We start from the raw sequence: 16,294 nt of genomic DNA, 5'->3' as shown, positions 1-16,294 counted from the left end.
GATGCGACTGGGTGCCCGGGGGGTCACTGCGCCACTTCCTCCTCGCTGGGACGTGTGCTCTGTGCTGATGCGAAACCCGCGATCACGACCCCGGCCAGGGCGAGGTAGGCCCGCCGTCCCGCCGGTCGCAGCTGTCCTGGCTCCACGGGCTCGGTGCCGCCCTGCGCCAGCTCGTCCTCCCACGGCACCCTGACGATCGCCCTGCACCTTCCGCGGGCCACCGCCTCGGCCTGCTCCACGTCGGTCATGCTCCGGCGGCTCACGCCGTTGACCACCATGACCGCGCGCCTGCGCAGGTCGGCGCAGCCGTGGCCGTCGAGCCACTCGTACGTCATCGCCACCGCCTCCGCCGCGTCCTCGCTGGCGGGGACGACGAGCACCAGCTGGTCCGCGTACGGCAGGACCCGCGCGGCCAGCGCGGGCGCGGGGTCGACGACGGCCAGCTTGTAGTGATGGTCGAGCAGGCGCATCGCCTGGCCGAGCCGCTGGTCGGAGTAGAGCGTGCGGTCGGCCAGCCGCTGCTCGGCGCCGATGTCGGTGTCGGCCGCCACGACCTCCAGACCGCTGCCCGTGCGGGTGGTGAACGCCCGCATGCCGAGGTAGCCGCTGATCTGGCCGAGCCCCGACAGCAGGCTGGTCAGCGTCTCGGGCGACTCGGCCTTGATGCGGCTGGTCAGCGTGCTGCCGCCGGTGCTTGCGTCGACGGCGAGGACCCGGTCGTCGCGGTAGTGGGCGAGGGTGTGGCCGAGCATCAGCGCGGTCGTGCTCTGGCCCGCGCCGCCGGTGCAGCCGAGCACGACGACCCGCCTGCTGCCGCCGAACACCGCTCGCGTCCGCGCCTCGTCGATCTCCGACCCGTCCGTACGGCTGCCGCCACCGCCCACGACCACCTGGGCGAGCCTGCGCCAGCCGCCGGAGGAGTCGCGCCCGACGACGGACTCGACCCTGCGCACGCGGGGCTCGTTGCGCGCCCCTGGAACGGCGGTGCCGGGCGTGGCGGGGGCCTGGACGGCCCTGATGTTGAGCGGCGGGGCGCCCTGCGCGGGCGGGGACGCCGGTCGAGGAACAGGGCGGCGTTCGGCGGGCGCCGTGGGGAGCGGCGGCTGCGCGGATCGCTCGGCCGGGGACCGGGATGGCCGCTTGCCCTGACCGATCGACGGGATGGTGGGCTTGACCTGCCCCTGGAACACGACGGCGGTCGTCAGCGGCGGCTGACCCTTGCGGTGCTGGTCCCTCGCCTGGTCCTCGGCCTGCCGGGCATCGTCGGCGCGCCTCGGGCCGCGCTGCGGCACGCCGGTCGCCGCGGGGGGCTCGAAGGTAGGAGGCAGCTCGGGCAGCGAGGCCGGCGAGTGGCTCTCCACCTCCTCGGGGCCCTGGTGGACGGTCGGTAGCTCGACCTGCCCGTCTCCGGCCTGCCGATCCGCGGCCTGCTCTCCGGCCTGCCGGTCCGCGATCTGCTGGTCCGCGATCTGCTGGTCCGCGATCTGCCGGTCCGCGGCCTGGCGGTCCGTGGTCAAAGCGGCCGTGAGGGGCGCGGCGGGTGCTTCGAGCGCCGGCGCTTCGGGGACCGCAGACACGTCGGCGGCGGGCTCGGCGGACGCGTCGGCCGTAGCGGCCAGCCTGCGCAGCCTGCGGAGGGCCTCGGTGCCGATGGGCTTGGGGGGCATGGACGCCGACGCACCCGCCGTGGACCCCGGGTCAGCGGCGACGGACGCCGACGCCGGAGAAACGGCGGCGGACGTGGACGCCGGAGAAACGGCGGCGGACGTCGACGCGGCGGACGGCGCCTCCGGAGAAGCGGCGGTGGACGCCGACGCGGCGGACGGCGCCTCCGGAGAAGCGGCGGTGGACGCCGACGCGGCGGACGTCGACGCCGGGGCGTCGGGGGCCGGTGTCCTGGCGGCCCCGGGCTCGATCCTGGAGCCCCAGCGAGTGGACCCTCTCTCGGCCTTCTTCGCATGCCCGCGAGCAGCCGCGGTTCCGGCCTCCCTGGCGCCTCCACGGGCGAGCCCGGACCCGGACCCGGCCTCCTCCGCGTCCTCGCGGGCGAGCCCGGCTCCGGCTTCTCCCACGTCCTCGCGGGCGGGCCAGGCCCCGGCTTCTCCCGCGTCCTCGCGGGCGAGCCTGGACCCGGCTTCTCCCGCGTCCTCGTGGTCGGCCTCGTCGCTCATCGGAGGAGCCGGGGCATCGGGCAGGCCCGTATCTCCGACCACGTGCTCGGCGGTGCGCGCGACCTCCACGACCAGTCCGTCGCCAGGCGCGGGATCGGGGGTGACCTCCACCCGCAGGGGGACGGAAGCCAGGTCCGCGTGCCGTACAGGCGAGAGCGACGCGTCGAGCTCGGTCTGGAGCAGGGCGGGGGCGACGCCGTGGCGGCGGCCGGTGGAGCCGCCCCAGGCGGGCCGCGCGGGAGCGGTCTCGGCGACGGGCGCGCGTGTGGCCGCCGCGGCGGCGGCGGCTACGGCGGGACGCACCTGGCGGGACCTGGCGACGGCGGGGGCGGCATGGCGCTTGCGAGCGGCCGCGCGTGCCTTCGCCCTGGCGGGAGCGGGGGCCGCGCGCCAGACCCGGCCGGAGAAGGTCACGGTCTCGGGCTCGCCCGCGGGCGCCATGCGGCACCATGAGCGGGGCTCGCCCATGTACCGCAGCTGCGACTGCATGAGCTCGGTCAGCCGCTTGTTCTCGATGACGGGGCGGGTGGACAGCCACGTCACGATGCCGGGCGGTACGAGATAGAGCACGTGCCACGGCGCCTCGAAGCCGATGCCGACGAGCCAGAGCAGCACGGACCATGGAGCGAGCACGCCGACGAACACGCCGATCCAGACGATGGGGAGCGGCATGGGCAGCCGTAGGTCGTACAGCTTGTAGAGCCGCTTCTCGATGCGCCAGATGTTCGTATAGGTAGGCAGGTCCATGCGGTCCTCCTCTCCGCCCTCGCTCGCAGCCGCCGCTGCCTTTCGTTCAATGACCGCACCAAGGCGGTCTCAACCCTCCCGATACCGACAGGGAGCGGTGCTCACTTGATGCCGAGAGCCCCCGCGATCGCCCTAGCTGTGACTTCGATGATGTTGGGAACGTAGAAGATCACGCCGATCGCCACAGCGAGAATCAGGAACTGTACGAATCTCGTGATCTCGCGTGTGAAGAGGAAGAACAGCGCGACGACCGAGACGACGACGAGGAAGAGCGGGGCGAAGAACCCGCGTAGGAAGTTGGCGAGCCCACCGGTGTCGAGACCGGTGGGGGCGGGCGACGGCGTCGCCAGTTCTATCAAGCTGAGGATGAGGGTCTTCATCTAGGGTCCTCCCGGGGGGTATCGATCAGCAGCGTGGTCGTGCGTCTATCCAACGGCCCGACCGGCACCGCGGATGTCTTCGACGTACCATTTGTCGCCCTGCTTCTCGACAGTGAGGCGGTAGGCCTGCTCGAGGCGTCCGCCGACCGCGCCCGGCTCGGTGGCGCCGGGCGTGGCTGAGGGAGTCGCGCCGGTCGGCACGCCCCACACCACGACTGCCTGGATCTCTCTGGTGGCACCCCCCACAGGCACCACGACGCTCTTGAGCTCGATGAAGGTGAAGGCCCCTCCGAAGCTCGGCAGGCTCTTGCCGGCGACCAGGTAGCGGGACAGGTCGGAGCTGCCGTCGGCGTAGGCCTTGAAGAAGCCCTGCAGCTGCGGTCGCAGCTCGGCCTCCGCCGCCTCGTCGCCCTCGGGCTGGGCCACCTGGGGCAGCTCGGCGGCTCCGGGAGCGGGCAGCAGCGCGGGATGGCCGGAGACCACGAACCGACCGCCCGAGTAGAAGACGGGCACCGACAGCAGGAACCTGCGGGCGCCCGACTGGAAGGCCAGCGTGACGATCGCGTTGCTGGCGTCGACGGTCTCCACCCCGAAGGGCTGCAGGTTGGCGGCGAACATGCGGCCGTAGCCGTCCCAGCCCCACTGCGGGTCCTCGGTGCTCGGCAGGTACGGCGCGAGCTGCCTGCTGCGCTGGTCGAGCTCCTCCGACTTCATGTTCAGGTAGATGCTGGCGAACTGGGTCGCGAACGCGGAGGCGCGCTCGGCGGGAAACGCCTGACTCGTCGGAGAGGGAACGTTCGCCGTGGGAGTACCTGACTGAGTGAATCGCTCAAATGGTGCACGAACCCCATTGACCACGATAACTACGATAAGCGCCCAGAGAATGGCGCGGCCGGTCCAGACGAGCCAACGTCCGCCGCCTCCCGTCCAACCGCCGCGCTTGGCCGTGCGCCGGTCGCCGGGAGGAGCCTGGTCGAACTCTGGGTATGCCGAAAGCTCGGGGTCGCCAGCGATCCGAGGACCGTGCTGGACGGTTGACCTACGAGCCATCACGCCTCCGCTCGCGCCGATCCCCCCGGCTGGCGCGATGTCGCATCATCCGTGGCGAAGCAGTCACCCTATCGAGTCCCGCCAATTGTTCCAGGAAAGCCACGCCCATGCTGCAGGCATCGCCGCGTGTGGGCAAACCGAGTGCGCATGACTGGCCGGAGTGCCAGTTCCTGTCCCTTTCGTGTGGAATTGGCATTTGACCTGGCCAGACATGGGGAAGGCATTACCCGATGGCCAGAGATTGCTGTCCAAAGGGCATAGGCACTGTCTCGAACCACACATTTGGTATAGGCGGCGGCTCGCGCTTGCGTGCGGCCTGGTCAGAGGGGGTGCTCAGGCGGTCTCGGGGCCGTCCACGGGATGCAGCCGGCGGCGAGTTCGCAGATCGATCACCCTCGGCGCGTCGTTCTGCGGCTTGACCCGGTCGAGACGACCCCGCAGATCGGCGAGCATGGCCTGCGCGTCACGGTGGCGCATCCGGCGCATGACCTCTTCCCGCTCCTCCATCTTCCTGCGGAGGTAGGCCTCCCTGTTGACGCGCAGGCCGTACATGAGCTCGACCCTGAGCAGGGCGAGCTCCTCCTCCAGGCTGATGCTCGCCAGCGCGGGGGTGGTGGGGCGTCGGTTCCGCAGCATGCGACGAATCATGATCTGTCCTCCCGAGTCAGCGTCATCGCCGTGACGATTCGACGCGCCAGGGTTGGAAGGGGTTGACGCCCCATGCTGTCCCGGTTTCACCGGACTCGTGGATAGTCGTCGCCCTTGGGGCTTCCGGGAGCCCCGGGACCTCGCGGCCTTCCCTTCTGAGTGAGGGGTCCCTGAGCGAGACGACAAGGCCCTTGAGCTTCGAGAACGGGAGGAAGATCGCGCTGGTCCGCGTCGAGCGGCGCCTGTCAGTCGATGTCGAGGCGGGCGAGCTCGCGGCGCGAGCGAATGCCGAGCTTGCGGAAGGCCCGGTAGAGGTGGTGCTCGACCGTCCGAGGGCTGAGGAAGAGCTGCGCGGCGATCTCCCGGCTGGAACCTCCTTCCACCGCCAGGCGAACCACCTGCACTTCCTGTGAGGTGAGCCGATCCAGCAGGTTCGCGGCGGTGGGCTCGGCCTGCGACAGGGTTTCGCCCGTGGCGTGCAGTTCGGCCCGCGCCCGCTCCAGCCAGGGCACCGCGCTCAGCCGCTCGAAGACGGCGAGCGCGGAGCGGAGCTGTGCCCGCGCGTCGCTGCGCCGCTTCGCCCGCCGCAGCCACTCTCCGTACAGCAACTCGGTACGCGCCTGCTCGAACGGCCTGTCAACGTGCCTGTGCGCCTCCAGCGCGCGCACGTAATCCGCCTCGCTCCCGCTCACCAGGGCACGGCAGCGGCTGCTCACGGCCTCTGCCCACGGCTGGCCTCCGGCCCGCGCCCACGCCTCCAACCGGCGCAGCGGCTCGGCGGCCCGCGTCGGTTCGCCCAGCCGGACGGCGGCCTCCACCTGATCAGCGGCCGCGACGAGCAGCCCCGAGGCGTGCCTCAGCGGCCCGCGCATGGCGGCCTCCAGCCGGTCGAGCGCGGCGGCGTAGCGACCCAGCCCCAGGTCCAGCAGGCTCAGCGCGGTCGTGCCTGCCATGCCGCCGGTGTCAGGCGCGCTGCTCGCCAGCCGCACGCAGCGAGCCTCATCGCCCTCGATGGCAGCGATCTTCGCCAGCACCGAGTAGAGCTGCGGAACCCGCTGTTCAAGCCCGGTGTCGCGGGCCAGCCGTACCGCCTCCTCGATGGACGCCTCGGCGTCGCGATGCCGCCCGGCCGCCACCTGTACGCCCGCCAGGTCCTGCAGCCTCTGCGGCAGCGCGCCGACGAGGCCATGGCGACGGCAGTGCGCCACATCCGCCTCGGCCAGCTCGGCGGCGGCCTCGTCAGCGCCGAGGATCATCGCGCAGAGCGTGGCCCATGAGATCGTCAAACCTCCGGCCAGGCGGATCGCTCCCTCCTCGAACGTCTCCGGCCTTGCCGCCCCTGGCGGGAAATCCGCCTCCGGCCGGGAGGCACGCGCGACGAACTCCGTCAGCAACGGCAGGCCACGCGTATAGTCCTCCTGCACCAGAGCCGCCATCCCGAGCACCATGGGGTCGGGCCATCCCATCTCCGACAGCCGCTGAGCCGCGCCCAGGATCGCCTCACGGTCGCCGTGGAACCAGCCGTAGCCCGCGCCGGCGCGCAGCATCGACACGGCCTGCTCCTGCGCCGCGTGCGCCGCCCCCTCGGCCAGCACACGAGCGGCCAGCCGCCGCTCGCCCACCTCGAACTCCACCACCGCACGCACGGGCGCCAACGTGGCCAGCCGCTCCGGGTCGTGCACCAGCCGCTCGGCCTGCTCGACAAGGCTCACCGCGCGGGTCGCGTGGCCGACGGACAGCGCCAGCCACGCCGCCTCCCCCAGCCGCACCGCCTGTGTCGGCGGCTCCGGGCTGAGCCACGCGGCCTGCTCGTACAGCCCTGACGCGGCGGCGTACGCGGTGCGGCCGCGCGCGCGCTCGGCCGCGCGGGCGATCTCATCGGAAACCTGCTCGTCCGCCGACGTCGTCGCCGCGGCTAGATGCCGGGCCCTGCAGTCCTCGTCGCTCGCCACCGCCGCCAGCGCCCGGTGCACAGCGACACGGCGCGCCAGCGGAGCGCCTTGGTAGGTGGCGGTAGCGATCAGGGGATGACGGAACGTCACGACGTTCGCGGTGACGTCGACCAGTCCTGCCTGCTCCGCCTCCGCCAGGTCCTCCAGCCCGACCCCCAGCGCCGCGGCCCCGCCGAGCAGCGTGGGCAGATGCCCGCGCCCCTCGGCGGCGACCGTCAGCATCATCTGGCGCGTCTTCTCGGGCAGCACGCCGATCCGCGACCGGAAGGAGGCGAGTACCCGGTCAGGGACCGGCATCGGCCCGGCCACGGAGTGGTAGGGGCGCTGCATGGCGGCGAACTCGATGAGCGCCAGCGGGTTACCCGCCGCCTCGTCGACCACCTGCTCGCGCGAGGCGGGCGCGAGCCCGCGGTCTGTCAGCAGCGAGGCCGCGTCCTCGGCGGACAGGCGCGACGGCCTCAGCTCGGGAATTCCGGCCGCGACGAAACCCTCCTCGCGCGCGGCGAACAGCAGCGCGACCCCTTCCGCCGACATCCTGCGCGCGGCGAAGAGCAACGCGTCGGCGGCGGCCTCGTCCAGCCAGTGCGCGTCGTCCACCAGGCACAGGAGCGGGCCTTCCTCGGCGACGTCCGCCAGAAGGGTCAGGACGGCCAGCCCCGACAGGAACCTGTCCTGCGGACCCGGCCACCGTGCCTCACCTGGCACGAGCACGGCCCGCAGCATGTCGGCCTGAGGCCCAGGCAGGGCGCCGAGCCTGTCCCGCACCGGCCAGAGAAGCTGCACGAGCCCGGCGAAGGCGAGATCGGCCTCGGCTTCGATCCCGGTGACCGACAGCGTGCGCAACCCCTCACCGGTCGCGTACTCGGCGGCCCAGGCCAGCAGCGCCGACTTGCCGATCCCTGGCTCCCCCCGGACGACCAGGCCGCCGCTCCGGCCGTCTCGTGCCGCATCGATGAGGGTCCGGAGCTCGGCTCGTTCACGTTCCCTGCCGTACAGCAACCCAGCACCCCGCCCCGTCGATACGCACACCGACCACCGTACGTAGATACCGAAACATTACCGATTCGCCGCGTATTCACCGCTTCATAGCGTCGGACCAGCGGAAATGCCGACACGAAATGTGAGGAAGACGTGAGCGAGCTTCTCAAGCCGGTGACCCTGGGCCACCTGGATCTGCCCAACCGCCTCGTCATGGCACCGATGACCCGCAGCCGCGCTCGCGGCGGCCTGGTGGACGAGCTGACGGCGGAGTACTACGGCCAGCGCGCCGGCGCGGGACTGATCATCACAGAGGGAACCCAGCCCTGCGTCTTGGGCCAGGGCTACATCGACACTCCCGGGCTGCACTCGCCGGAGCAGGCGGCGGCCTGGCGGACGGTCACCGACGAGGTACACCGTGGTGGTGGCCGTGTCTTCGTCCAGCTCATGCACGCGGGCCGGATCGGCCACCCCTGCCTCTATCCCGGTGACGCACTGCCCATGGGGCCCTCAGCCGTCCCCTCCGGGGAATGCCTCTACACGCCGCAGGGTCCGCTGGACCACCCCACTCCGCGCCCCATGACCATGGACGACATCGCCTGCGCCATCGAGGAATTCGTGACCGCGGCCCGATACGCGATGGACGCGGGATTCGACGGGGTGGAGCTGCACGGCGCCAGCGGCCACCTCATTCACCAGTTCCTGTCGGACAACACCAACCGGCGCACCGACGCCTACGGCGGATCCGTGGAGCGGCGCATCCGGTTCGCCATGGAGGTGGTACAGGCCGTCGCCGACGCCATCGGCCCGGCACGCACCGGGATCCGCCTCTCGCCGGGCATCACCTACAACGGCATGGACGAGAGCGACTCCGAGATCCTCTATCGCGAGCTGGCGCGCGCGCTGGCGCCGTACGAGCTGGCGTATCTGCACGTCTCGGAGAACGACACGCGCGGCATCACACAGCTGCTGCGCGCCGAATGGCCTGGCACGCTCGTGCTCAATCCGCACCCGAGGGGTGGGGGCGAGCCCGCGACCGTGCGGGAGGGGGCGGAGGCGCTCCGGTCAGGGCTCGCCGACGCGATCTCTTTCGGGCGGCTCTGGCTGGCCAATCCCGATCTGCCCGCCCGCGTCGAGGCAGGGGGGCCGTACGCCGAGGCCGACACCACCACCTTCTACGGCGGCGACCATCGCGGCTACACCGACTATCCGACGCTGACGATGGCGGATTCCGATGAGTGATGGCTCCCTCACCGGCCGCCCGGGTGCGCCGGACAGCGGACCGCGCACCGCACGGGCCGGCGGATCCCGTGACGTGCCGGTGAGCGCGCCCCCGCACGAGCGCGACGTCACGCGCGGCGGCGTCCCGGCGGTGTTGCTGGCGCTGATGGCGGGTCCGATGTCGTTCGGAATCGCAGGGCCGACGTTGGTCCTGCCCCACGCGGCTCGCGAGCTCACCCTCAGCGTCGGGGCGTTGACCTGGCTGGTCACCGCGTTCGGGTGGGCCATCGCGGTCGGCACCCCGCTGCTGGCGGGCCTGCAGAACCGTCGCGGCGCACGCATGGCGCTGCTGACCGCCACGGCGCTGGTGCTCCTGGGCGCGGTCCTGGTGATGACCGCCTCCGCCCTGCCGTTCCTCATGGCCGGCAGCGCGCTCCAGGGTCTCGGGACCGCCGGGCTCACCACCATCGCCATGAGCCTCACCGGCTCGCCTCGCGCGATGGGCCTGGTCACGGCCTCACTGGCGACGATCGGCGCGGCCGCCCCGTTGATCGGCGACGTCGTGTCCGATCAGCTGGGCTGGCGGGCCGCGCTGGCCCTGCCCGTGCTCAGCGTGGCCTGTGTGCCGTTCGTGCTGCGCAGGCGACCGGTCACGCCGGTGTCCGGCAGGCGGTTCGATCTGGCCGGCATGGTGCTGCTGACGGCCATGGTCACGGCGCTGGTGTTCGTCCCGCACTCCTGGCAGGCGGCCGTGGGCGCGGCGGCGGTCATCGGGCTGCTGCTGGCGCTGCGCCTGCGCGCCAGGCCCGACGGTTTCGTCCCCCTGGCGGTCGTCCGCGCTCCGGCCTTCCTGATCGCGGCCGGGTTGGCGTTCCTGCTGGCGGTGGTCAACTTCGGGTTGATCTACGCGCTGCCGCCGTTGCTGACCGCGAACGCGGGCTGGAGCAGCGGACAGGTCGGGCTGGCCATCACCTGGCCGTTGCTGTTCGGCGGGCTCGTCTCGTACGCGGTGATCGCGATGACCGAGCGGAGTCCCTTCCTCGTCCCGGCCGTGCTCTTCGTGGTGCTGGCGGGGATCGCGACGGTGACCGCCGCCCTCAGCGTCGCCCCGCTGGCGCTTCTGTCCGCCCAGGCGCTCGCCTCGCTGGCCGCCGCCTCAGGGCAGGGAGTGTTCGCGAACCGCGCTCGCGCGGCCGTTCCCGGAGGGCAGGAGCCGGCGGCCATAGGCCTGTACAACCTGGCCTACCTGCTCGGCGCCGCCTTCGGCCCGGCCATGACCACCCTGATGGCGGGTTGAGCCCCACCCCCTGAACCCAGGAAGGGAAACACATGTCTGCCCACGCTTCGCAGGCGGGAGCGAGGAAGTGGATGGGGCTCGCCGTGCTGGCTCTGCCCACCCTGCTGATCTCTCTCGACCAGAGTGTGCTGTTCCTCGCCCTCCCGCACCTCGTGGAGGCGCTGAGCCCCACCGGGACACAGACGCTGTGGATCATGGACGTCTACGGCTTCCTCATAGCGGGCTTCCTCGTCACCATGGGCACGCTGGGCGACCGGATCGGCCGCCGCAAGCTCCTGATGATCGGCGCCACCGCCGTCGGCCTCACCTCGCTGCTGGCCGCCTACGCGTCCAGTGCGGAGATGCTCATCGCCACCCGGGCCCTGCTCGGCATTTCGGCGGCCACGCTGATGCCGTCCACGCTCGCCCTGATCAGCAACATGTTCCACGACCCGCAGCAGCGCGGCCGAGCCATCGCGGTGTGGGCCAGCTGCTTCATGGCGGGCACCGCGCTCGGCCCGGTCGTCGGCGGCGTCCTGCTCGAGTTCTTCTGGTGGGGCTCGGTGTTCCTGCTGGGCGTGCCGGTCATGCTGATCCTGCTGATCGCCGCGCCGATCCTGCTGCCCGAGTACAAGGACCCCGACGGCGGCAAGCTCGACCTGTTGAGCGTCGTCCTGTCGCTGGCCGCCATCCTGCCGATCGTCTACGGACTCAAGGAGCTCACCCGCCACGGCTGGGAGCCGCTGCCGCTCGTCGCCGTCGTCGTGGGCGCGGCGGTCGGCGCCCTGTTCGTCAGGCGGCAGCGCAACCTCACCCACCCTCTGCTCGACCTCGGACTCTTCCGCAGCGGCGCCTTCACGGCGGCGCTGGTGATCCTGTTGGTCTCGATGGTCGCCACAGGGGGCGGCTACCTGTTCATCACCGGGTTCCTCCAGATGGTGGAGGGACTCCCGCCGATGGCGGCGGGCCTGTGGATGGTGCCGTCGGCGATCGCGTCGATCGTCGCCGCCCAGCTCGCCCCTGCCCTGGCCAAGCGCTTCCCGCTCTCCCTCGTCATCGGAGTGGGCCTGCTCGTCAGCATGGTCGGCTATCTGCTGATCGTCTTCGTCGAGCCGGTGGGCGGCATGCCACTGATCGTCGCCGGATTCGTGACCGTCTTCTTCGGGGGCGGCCCCATCGGCGCGCTGGGCACCAACCTGGTCGTCGGCTCCGCCCCGCCGGAGAAGGGCGGCTCCGCGGCCGCGCTCTCCTCCATCAGCGGCGACCTCGGCGCTTCGCTTGGCATCGCCGCCCTCGGCAGCCTGGGCACCGCCGTCTACCGTGGCGTGGTCACCGTCCCTGACGGCCTGCCCGCCGGCGTCTCGCAGGCCGTCAGCGGCGGTCTCGAGCACGCGATCGTGGCGGCTCGCCAGCTGCCCGCCGAGACCGCAGCCAAGGCGCTGACCGCCGCGCGGGACGCCTACACCAGTGGGCTGAACACCATCGGCATCGTCTGCGCCGTGATCGCCGCCATCACCGCGGCGATCGCGCTGACCGCACTCCGCAAGGCCGGCGCGAGCTCACCGGCCGGCCCGCGACCGGGTCACACGTTGAAGCGGAACTCCACCACGTCTCGTGCTTAACTGCGGAGCCTGCGGTGCAGAGGGCCGCGCGACGGTCCGTGAGCGTCGCTATGCGGAGGCTCTCAGGGGCTCGAGGGCGGCTAGGACGAGGTCGAGGCCGAAGATGAACTCCTTCGCCGGGTCGTAGCCGGCAGCGACGAGCGCCGCGGCGGACTCGTTGAGGTAGGGGAACTCGTCAGGAGGAAGCTGGGGCAGGAAGACGTCCTCGGTCATGTCCGCGAGCTCATCGGCGGTGTCGAACGGCAGGCTGGCTTCCTGCAGGGCGAAACCGTAGACGTAGCTGTCGAGCAACCAGTTGGCGTGCGTCGCCATCAAGACCGAGAAGCCAGCCCTCCGCAGGCAGGCGGTGACCGCTTCGCGGTGGCGGAGGTTCGCGGGCCCCGGCGATGTCCGCGACTCCATCAGGCCGATCGCCCACGGGTGGCGTGCGAGAACCCGTCGGGCGGATACCGCCCGACGTCGCATCGCTGACTGCCAGTCGGTCTCTTCGGGCGGGAGCTCGATCTCCTCGAACACGACGTCGATCATGGCGTCCAGCAACTCCTCCTTGCTCGCCACGTAGTAGTAGAGCGACATCGCGCCCGCGCCGAGAGCGCCAGCCAGCCGGCGCATGCTCAGCCCGTCGACCCCCTCGCGGTCGGCGAGCCGGACCGCCTCGACCACCACCCGTTGCTTGCTCAGCCCCGCGTCTGACGCGACCTGGCGTCGTTCCCTCGCAGACACGGGTCTCCTCTCGCTCGCTCGAATGGCTTGACAATCGTCCAGCGTACGGTCATGGTACAGCGTACGATCGTAGTACAGCGTACGACGTACTATGTACGAACCAGCGAGAGTCGTAGCTCGGACGTGAGGAGGCTTCTGTGGGAATCGAACAGCGATCGAATGCCGGAGCACGCCTGGTGCCGGGGGGCGAGTCCGGCCGGGGCGACGACGATGCGGGCCGCCGGGCGGCACCGCTACGGCCCACCCTCAGTGCTCGAGTCGTCCGAGGTCGGGCTACCGCTGCCCGGTCGAGGCGATGTGCTCGTCCAGGTGGGCGCGGCCTCGGTACATCCCTGCCGCCACTCCGGCGGAGGGACCGCTCCTCTCGAAAGAAGAACCGATGACCATCCGAACGAAAACCCCGAACCTGCTCGACAACCCGCCGGTCCCCGTGCAGGCCAAGCTCGCCGCCGCGTGGACCAGCTTCATGTTCCTCTACATCTACGTCGACTACTTCCACCTCCACAAGCCCGGCGTCATCGACAAGCTCCGCGCCGGCGTCGTCTTTGAGTTCGACATCAGCCCGACGTTGTTGACCATGATGCTCGCGTCCGTGGCGATCCCGGCCCTGATGGTGATGCTCTCCATGACGCTGCCCGCCCGGGTGAACCGCGCCACGAACCTCGTCGTTGCATTGCTCTACATCCCCTACTCGGCGGTCAACGCGGCAGGGGAGTCCTGGGACTGGGCCTCCTTCTACGGCCTCTCCATCGGAGTCGAGGTGCTGCTCCTGGCCTTCATCCTGCGCTCCGCCTGGACCTGGCCTCGAACCCCCGCCGTCCCAGCCGGTCCCGCGACGACCGACCTTCGACAGGACATTCGACAGTAGGTATCCGTGTAAAGCCCTACGGCGTGAAGCCCGTGACCAGCTCAGTCGCGGTATACGCAGAGAACCTGCTCACGAACGGTCCGGTATCCGCGCGGGGGCTCACTGGCCGGTGGCCAACGCCCGTGATGGGGACCCTGCTGCCGGCAACCATCCTGGGGTCGTCGCGGCCCCGGACCCAGCCGCGGCGGGGAGGTCAAATGGCCGCTTGTTCGGCGTTCGGACCGGCAGTGGTGCCGGCATCGACGAACCGGCGAATCTTCAGCGACATAGAGCGACCTTCCGGTAGCAACGGTGGTGATCGAAGCCCCATCGCCAACCGGAAGGCACCCTGGGCCTGCTGCCGGTCGTCATCGTCACCGCCGCCAGCGTCCAGGACCGCGACGGCGCCAAACCCGCGCTGGAACGCCTGCGCGACTGGTACGAGCGGATCGCGCTGATCTGGGCCGACAGCGCCTACGCGGGCAAGCTTGTCACCTGGGCCAGGAAGCACGTCCGGCTCACCCTGGAGATCGTCGAACGCAGCGACGACGTCAGCGGCTTCGTGGTCCTGCCCCGCAGGTGGGTGGTGGAGAGGACGCTGTCGTGGATCTCCCAGCGCAGGCGGTGTGTACGTGACTATGAACGGTTATCCGAGCACCACGAGGCCATGGTCCTGTGAGCGATGATCATCCTCATGGGACGACGGCTCGCGCGATCCGCCTCTCCCAAGTCGCCCTGACGATCAGTTTGTACACGGGCACTCAGGAGCCTATGGGCGCGTACGAGCCCTGTCACAAGATTACTTTTTGGAACCAGAGGTTAGTCCGCTGCGGAACTCCACGACGTCGCCGTCACGCATCACGTAGTCCTTGCCCTCGATGCGGGCCTTGCCCGCCGACCGGGCGTTGGCGATGGACCCCGCGCCGACCAGGTCGTCGAAGGACACGACCTCCGCCTTGATGAACCCGCGCTGGAAGTCCGTGTGGATGACGCCGGCGGCCTCGGGGGCCGTGGCTCCCCTGCGGATCGTCCACGCCCGCGTCTCCTTGGGCCCCGCCGTGAGGTAGGTCTGCAGCCCCAGCGTCTCGAACCCGACCCGGGCAAGCTGCGACAGCCCCGACTCCTCCTGCCCCACCGACTGCAGCAGCTCCAGCGCCTCCTCGTCGGAGAGCTCCACCAGCTCCGACTCGATCTTGGCGTCGAGGAACACCGCCTCGGCGGGCGCCACCAGCTCCGAAAGCTGATCCCTGAGCGCGGTGTCGACGAGCTCGTCCGCGTCGAGGTTGAAGACGTAGAGGAACGGCTTGGCCGTCAGCAGGTGGAGGTCGCGAAGCTCGTCGCGGTCGAGCCCGCTCTCGAAGATCGTCTTGCCGGTCTCCAGCACCTTGAGCGCCGTCTCGGCGGCGTCGAGCGCCGCCTTCTTGTCCTTGTTGACCCGCGCCTCCTTCTGCAGGCGCGGGATGGCCTTCTCGACCGTCTGGAGATCGGCCATGATCAGCTCGGTGTTGATCGTCTCGATGTCGCGCCTGGGCGAGATCTCGCCGTCGACGTGCGTGACGTCGGGGTCACTGAAGACGCGGATGACCTGGCAGATCGCGTCGGTGTCACGAATGTTGGCCAGGAACTGGTTGCCCCTGCCCTGCCCCTCGGACGCGCCGCGCACGAGGCCCGCGATGTCGACGAACTCGACCTTCGCGGGCAGGATCTTGGCGGAACCGAAGATCTCAGCCAGCTTGGCCAGGCGGTCGTCAGGCACGCCCACGATGCCCACATTCGGCTCGATCGTGGCGAACGGATAGTTGGCCGCGAGAGCGTTGGCGCTCTTGGTCAGCGCGTTGAAGAGGGTGGACTTGCCGACGTTTGGCAGGCCGACGATGCCGATACTGAGGCTCACGTGGCCCGAGTTTACCTGGCCACGAGATGCAAGCAGGTCACCGGCCGATACGCCCCCCTGGCCGTGACATAGCGATCGGAACCCGAAGGACAGTCACCACCCGACCTGCCGAAAGCGGTCACGCGGGCCCACGACGCGCGCGACCCGCAGGCGACCCTGCGCACCTTCTCATCGACGCACGCGCCCTCGGCCAGCACGCCGCCGCCGGAGCCCAGGCACGCCACCTGACCCTCCATCGCGAGCGCGTCGACCGTTCCGCGCGGGCAGTCGCCCATGCGCGAGACCACGGCCAGGGCCTTGCCGTACCAGCCGGAGGTGGAGCACGGCAGCTCGCGGCCGGCACGGTCGAGGCAGTCGCCGGCGCGGAGCAGCCCCCCGCCCGCGCCGCGCGCGCCCGGGTGGGGTTCGACGAAGTACTGCAGGCAGGCGATCCTGCCCCTGCCGACACGGGCGATCTCGTCGGTGTCGGCGGGGCAGTCCCGCGGCCCGCGTTCCATGGCGAGCACCTCGGCATGGCCGCCGTTGCACGCCGTGAGGTCGAACCTCGCTCCGGCCTTGCTCACGCACGCGCCGGGCCTCCAAACCAGCGCGTGCGGCACGGACGAGTTCGACGCCACGGTGCGCGCCCCGTCACGGCCGCGGGCGGCGATGACCGCCCCTGCCGCCGCGACCACGAGCGCCGCGACGACGGCCGTGGCGGCGAGTGCGACCATCATCCTCGAACCCGTAACCATATGGGTACTGTGAGTGACGCGGACCGTCGGCACAAGCGGAATGCGGCAGGC

14 protein-coding genes are annotated in these 16,294 nt (G+C 70.9%); 5 read left to right on the top strand and 9 right to left on the bottom strand.

The window, feature by feature from the left end:
- Window positions 1-23: 23 nt before the first annotated feature.
- The 5 genes from AC3EO4_RS13825 to AC3EO4_RS13805 all read right to left on the bottom strand — a co-directional run bounded on the left by AC3EO4_RS13825 (window position 24) and on the right by AC3EO4_RS13805 (window position 7,947).
- Complete coding sequence (locus AC3EO4_RS13825) at window positions 24-2,918, bottom strand: TcpE family conjugal transfer membrane protein (protein WP_431895782.1); 2,895 nt, start codon at window positions 2,916-2,918, stop codon at window positions 24-26.
- A gap of 101 nt (window positions 2,919-3,019) precedes the next feature.
- Entirely contained in the window at window positions 3,020-3,298 is a 279-nt protein-coding gene (locus AC3EO4_RS13820; RefSeq protein WP_379583123.1) for a hypothetical protein, read from the bottom strand.
- A gap of 45 nt (window positions 3,299-3,343) precedes the next feature.
- The gene (locus tag AC3EO4_RS13815; RefSeq protein WP_379583121.1) at window positions 3,344-4,348 is read right to left on the bottom strand and encodes a conjugal transfer protein; all 1,005 of its coding nucleotides are present in this window, start codon (window positions 4,346-4,348) and stop codon (window positions 3,344-3,346) included.
- A 333-nt stretch (window positions 4,349-4,681) separates the two neighbouring features.
- A complete protein-coding gene (locus AC3EO4_RS13810; protein WP_379583119.1) occupies window positions 4,682-4,984 on the bottom strand; it encodes a hypothetical protein in 303 nt (100 codons plus the stop codon).
- 257 nt (window positions 4,985-5,241) lie between these two features.
- The gene (locus tag AC3EO4_RS13805) at window positions 5,242-7,947 is read right to left on the bottom strand and encodes an ATP-binding protein (protein ID WP_431895777.1); all 2,706 of its coding nucleotides are present in this window, start codon (window positions 7,945-7,947) and stop codon (window positions 5,242-5,244) included.
- A gap of 132 nt (window positions 7,948-8,079) precedes the next feature.
- On the opposite strand from AC3EO4_RS13805, the gene AC3EO4_RS13800 reads away from it, so the two are divergent.
- From AC3EO4_RS13800 to AC3EO4_RS13790, 3 genes are read left to right on the top strand one after another with little or no spacing between them, the layout of a single operon-like run.
- Window positions 8,080-9,168, top strand: coding sequence for an alkene reductase (locus tag AC3EO4_RS13800; RefSeq protein ID WP_431895775.1), 1,089 nt, complete (start codon window positions 8,080-8,082; stop codon window positions 9,166-9,168).
- Window positions 9,161-10,444: an MFS transporter gene (locus AC3EO4_RS13795; RefSeq protein WP_431895773.1), complete on the top strand. Its 1,284-nt coding sequence runs from the start codon at window positions 9,161-9,163 to the stop codon at window positions 10,442-10,444. The genes AC3EO4_RS13800 and AC3EO4_RS13795 overlap by 8 nt, the downstream gene beginning before the upstream one ends.
- A gap of 32 nt (window positions 10,445-10,476) precedes the next feature.
- Window positions 10,477-12,045, top strand: coding sequence for an MFS transporter (locus AC3EO4_RS13790; RefSeq protein WP_431895771.1), 1,569 nt, complete (start codon window positions 10,477-10,479; stop codon window positions 12,043-12,045).
- A 48-nt stretch (window positions 12,046-12,093) separates the two neighbouring features.
- On the opposite strand, the gene AC3EO4_RS13785 is transcribed toward AC3EO4_RS13790, so the two are convergent.
- Window positions 12,094-12,768 carry a TetR/AcrR family transcriptional regulator C-terminal domain-containing protein gene (locus AC3EO4_RS13785; RefSeq protein WP_431895769.1) on the bottom strand — a complete coding sequence of 225 codons (675 nt, stop codon included), beginning with the start codon at window positions 12,766-12,768 and terminating at the stop codon, window positions 12,094-12,096.
- 379 nt (window positions 12,769-13,147) lie between these two features.
- Between AC3EO4_RS13785 and AC3EO4_RS13780 the strand changes: the two genes are divergently transcribed.
- The gene (locus tag AC3EO4_RS13780) at window positions 13,148-13,636 is read left to right on the top strand and encodes a DUF6326 family protein (RefSeq protein ID WP_431895767.1); all 489 of its coding nucleotides are present in this window, start codon (window positions 13,148-13,150) and stop codon (window positions 13,634-13,636) included.
- A gap of 193 nt (window positions 13,637-13,829) precedes the next feature.
- On the opposite strand, the gene AC3EO4_RS13775 is transcribed toward AC3EO4_RS13780, so the two are convergent.
- Window positions 13,830-14,126, bottom strand: coding sequence for a hypothetical protein (locus AC3EO4_RS13775; RefSeq protein WP_431895765.1), 297 nt, complete (start codon window positions 14,124-14,126; stop codon window positions 13,830-13,832).
- Between AC3EO4_RS13775 and AC3EO4_RS13770 the strand changes: the two genes are divergently transcribed.
- On the top strand, window positions 14,034-14,294 hold the full coding sequence (locus tag AC3EO4_RS13770; protein ID WP_431896025.1) for a transposase: 261 nt from the start codon (window positions 14,034-14,036) through the stop codon (window positions 14,292-14,294). The two genes, AC3EO4_RS13775 and AC3EO4_RS13770, sit on opposite strands and share 93 nt — an antisense overlap.
- A 120-nt stretch (window positions 14,295-14,414) precedes the next feature.
- Here AC3EO4_RS13770 and ychF read toward each other — a convergent pair whose 3' ends face one another.
- Together ychF and AC3EO4_RS13760 are read right to left on the bottom strand one after the other, a co-directional pair.
- The gene (gene ychF / locus AC3EO4_RS13765) at window positions 14,415-15,509 is read right to left on the bottom strand and encodes a redox-regulated ATPase YchF (protein ID WP_379583105.1); all 1,095 of its coding nucleotides are present in this window, start codon (window positions 15,507-15,509) and stop codon (window positions 14,415-14,417) included.
- An 11-nt stretch (window positions 15,510-15,520) separates the two neighbouring features.
- A complete protein-coding gene (locus AC3EO4_RS13760) occupies window positions 15,521-16,225 on the bottom strand; it encodes a hypothetical protein (protein ID WP_431895763.1) in 705 nt (234 codons plus the stop codon).
- Window positions 16,226-16,294: the final 69 nt, after the last annotated feature.

It is taken from the genome of Nonomuraea sp. bgisy101 (assembly GCF_057708945.1).
This window is presented reverse-complemented; position numbering and strand designations above follow the sequence as displayed.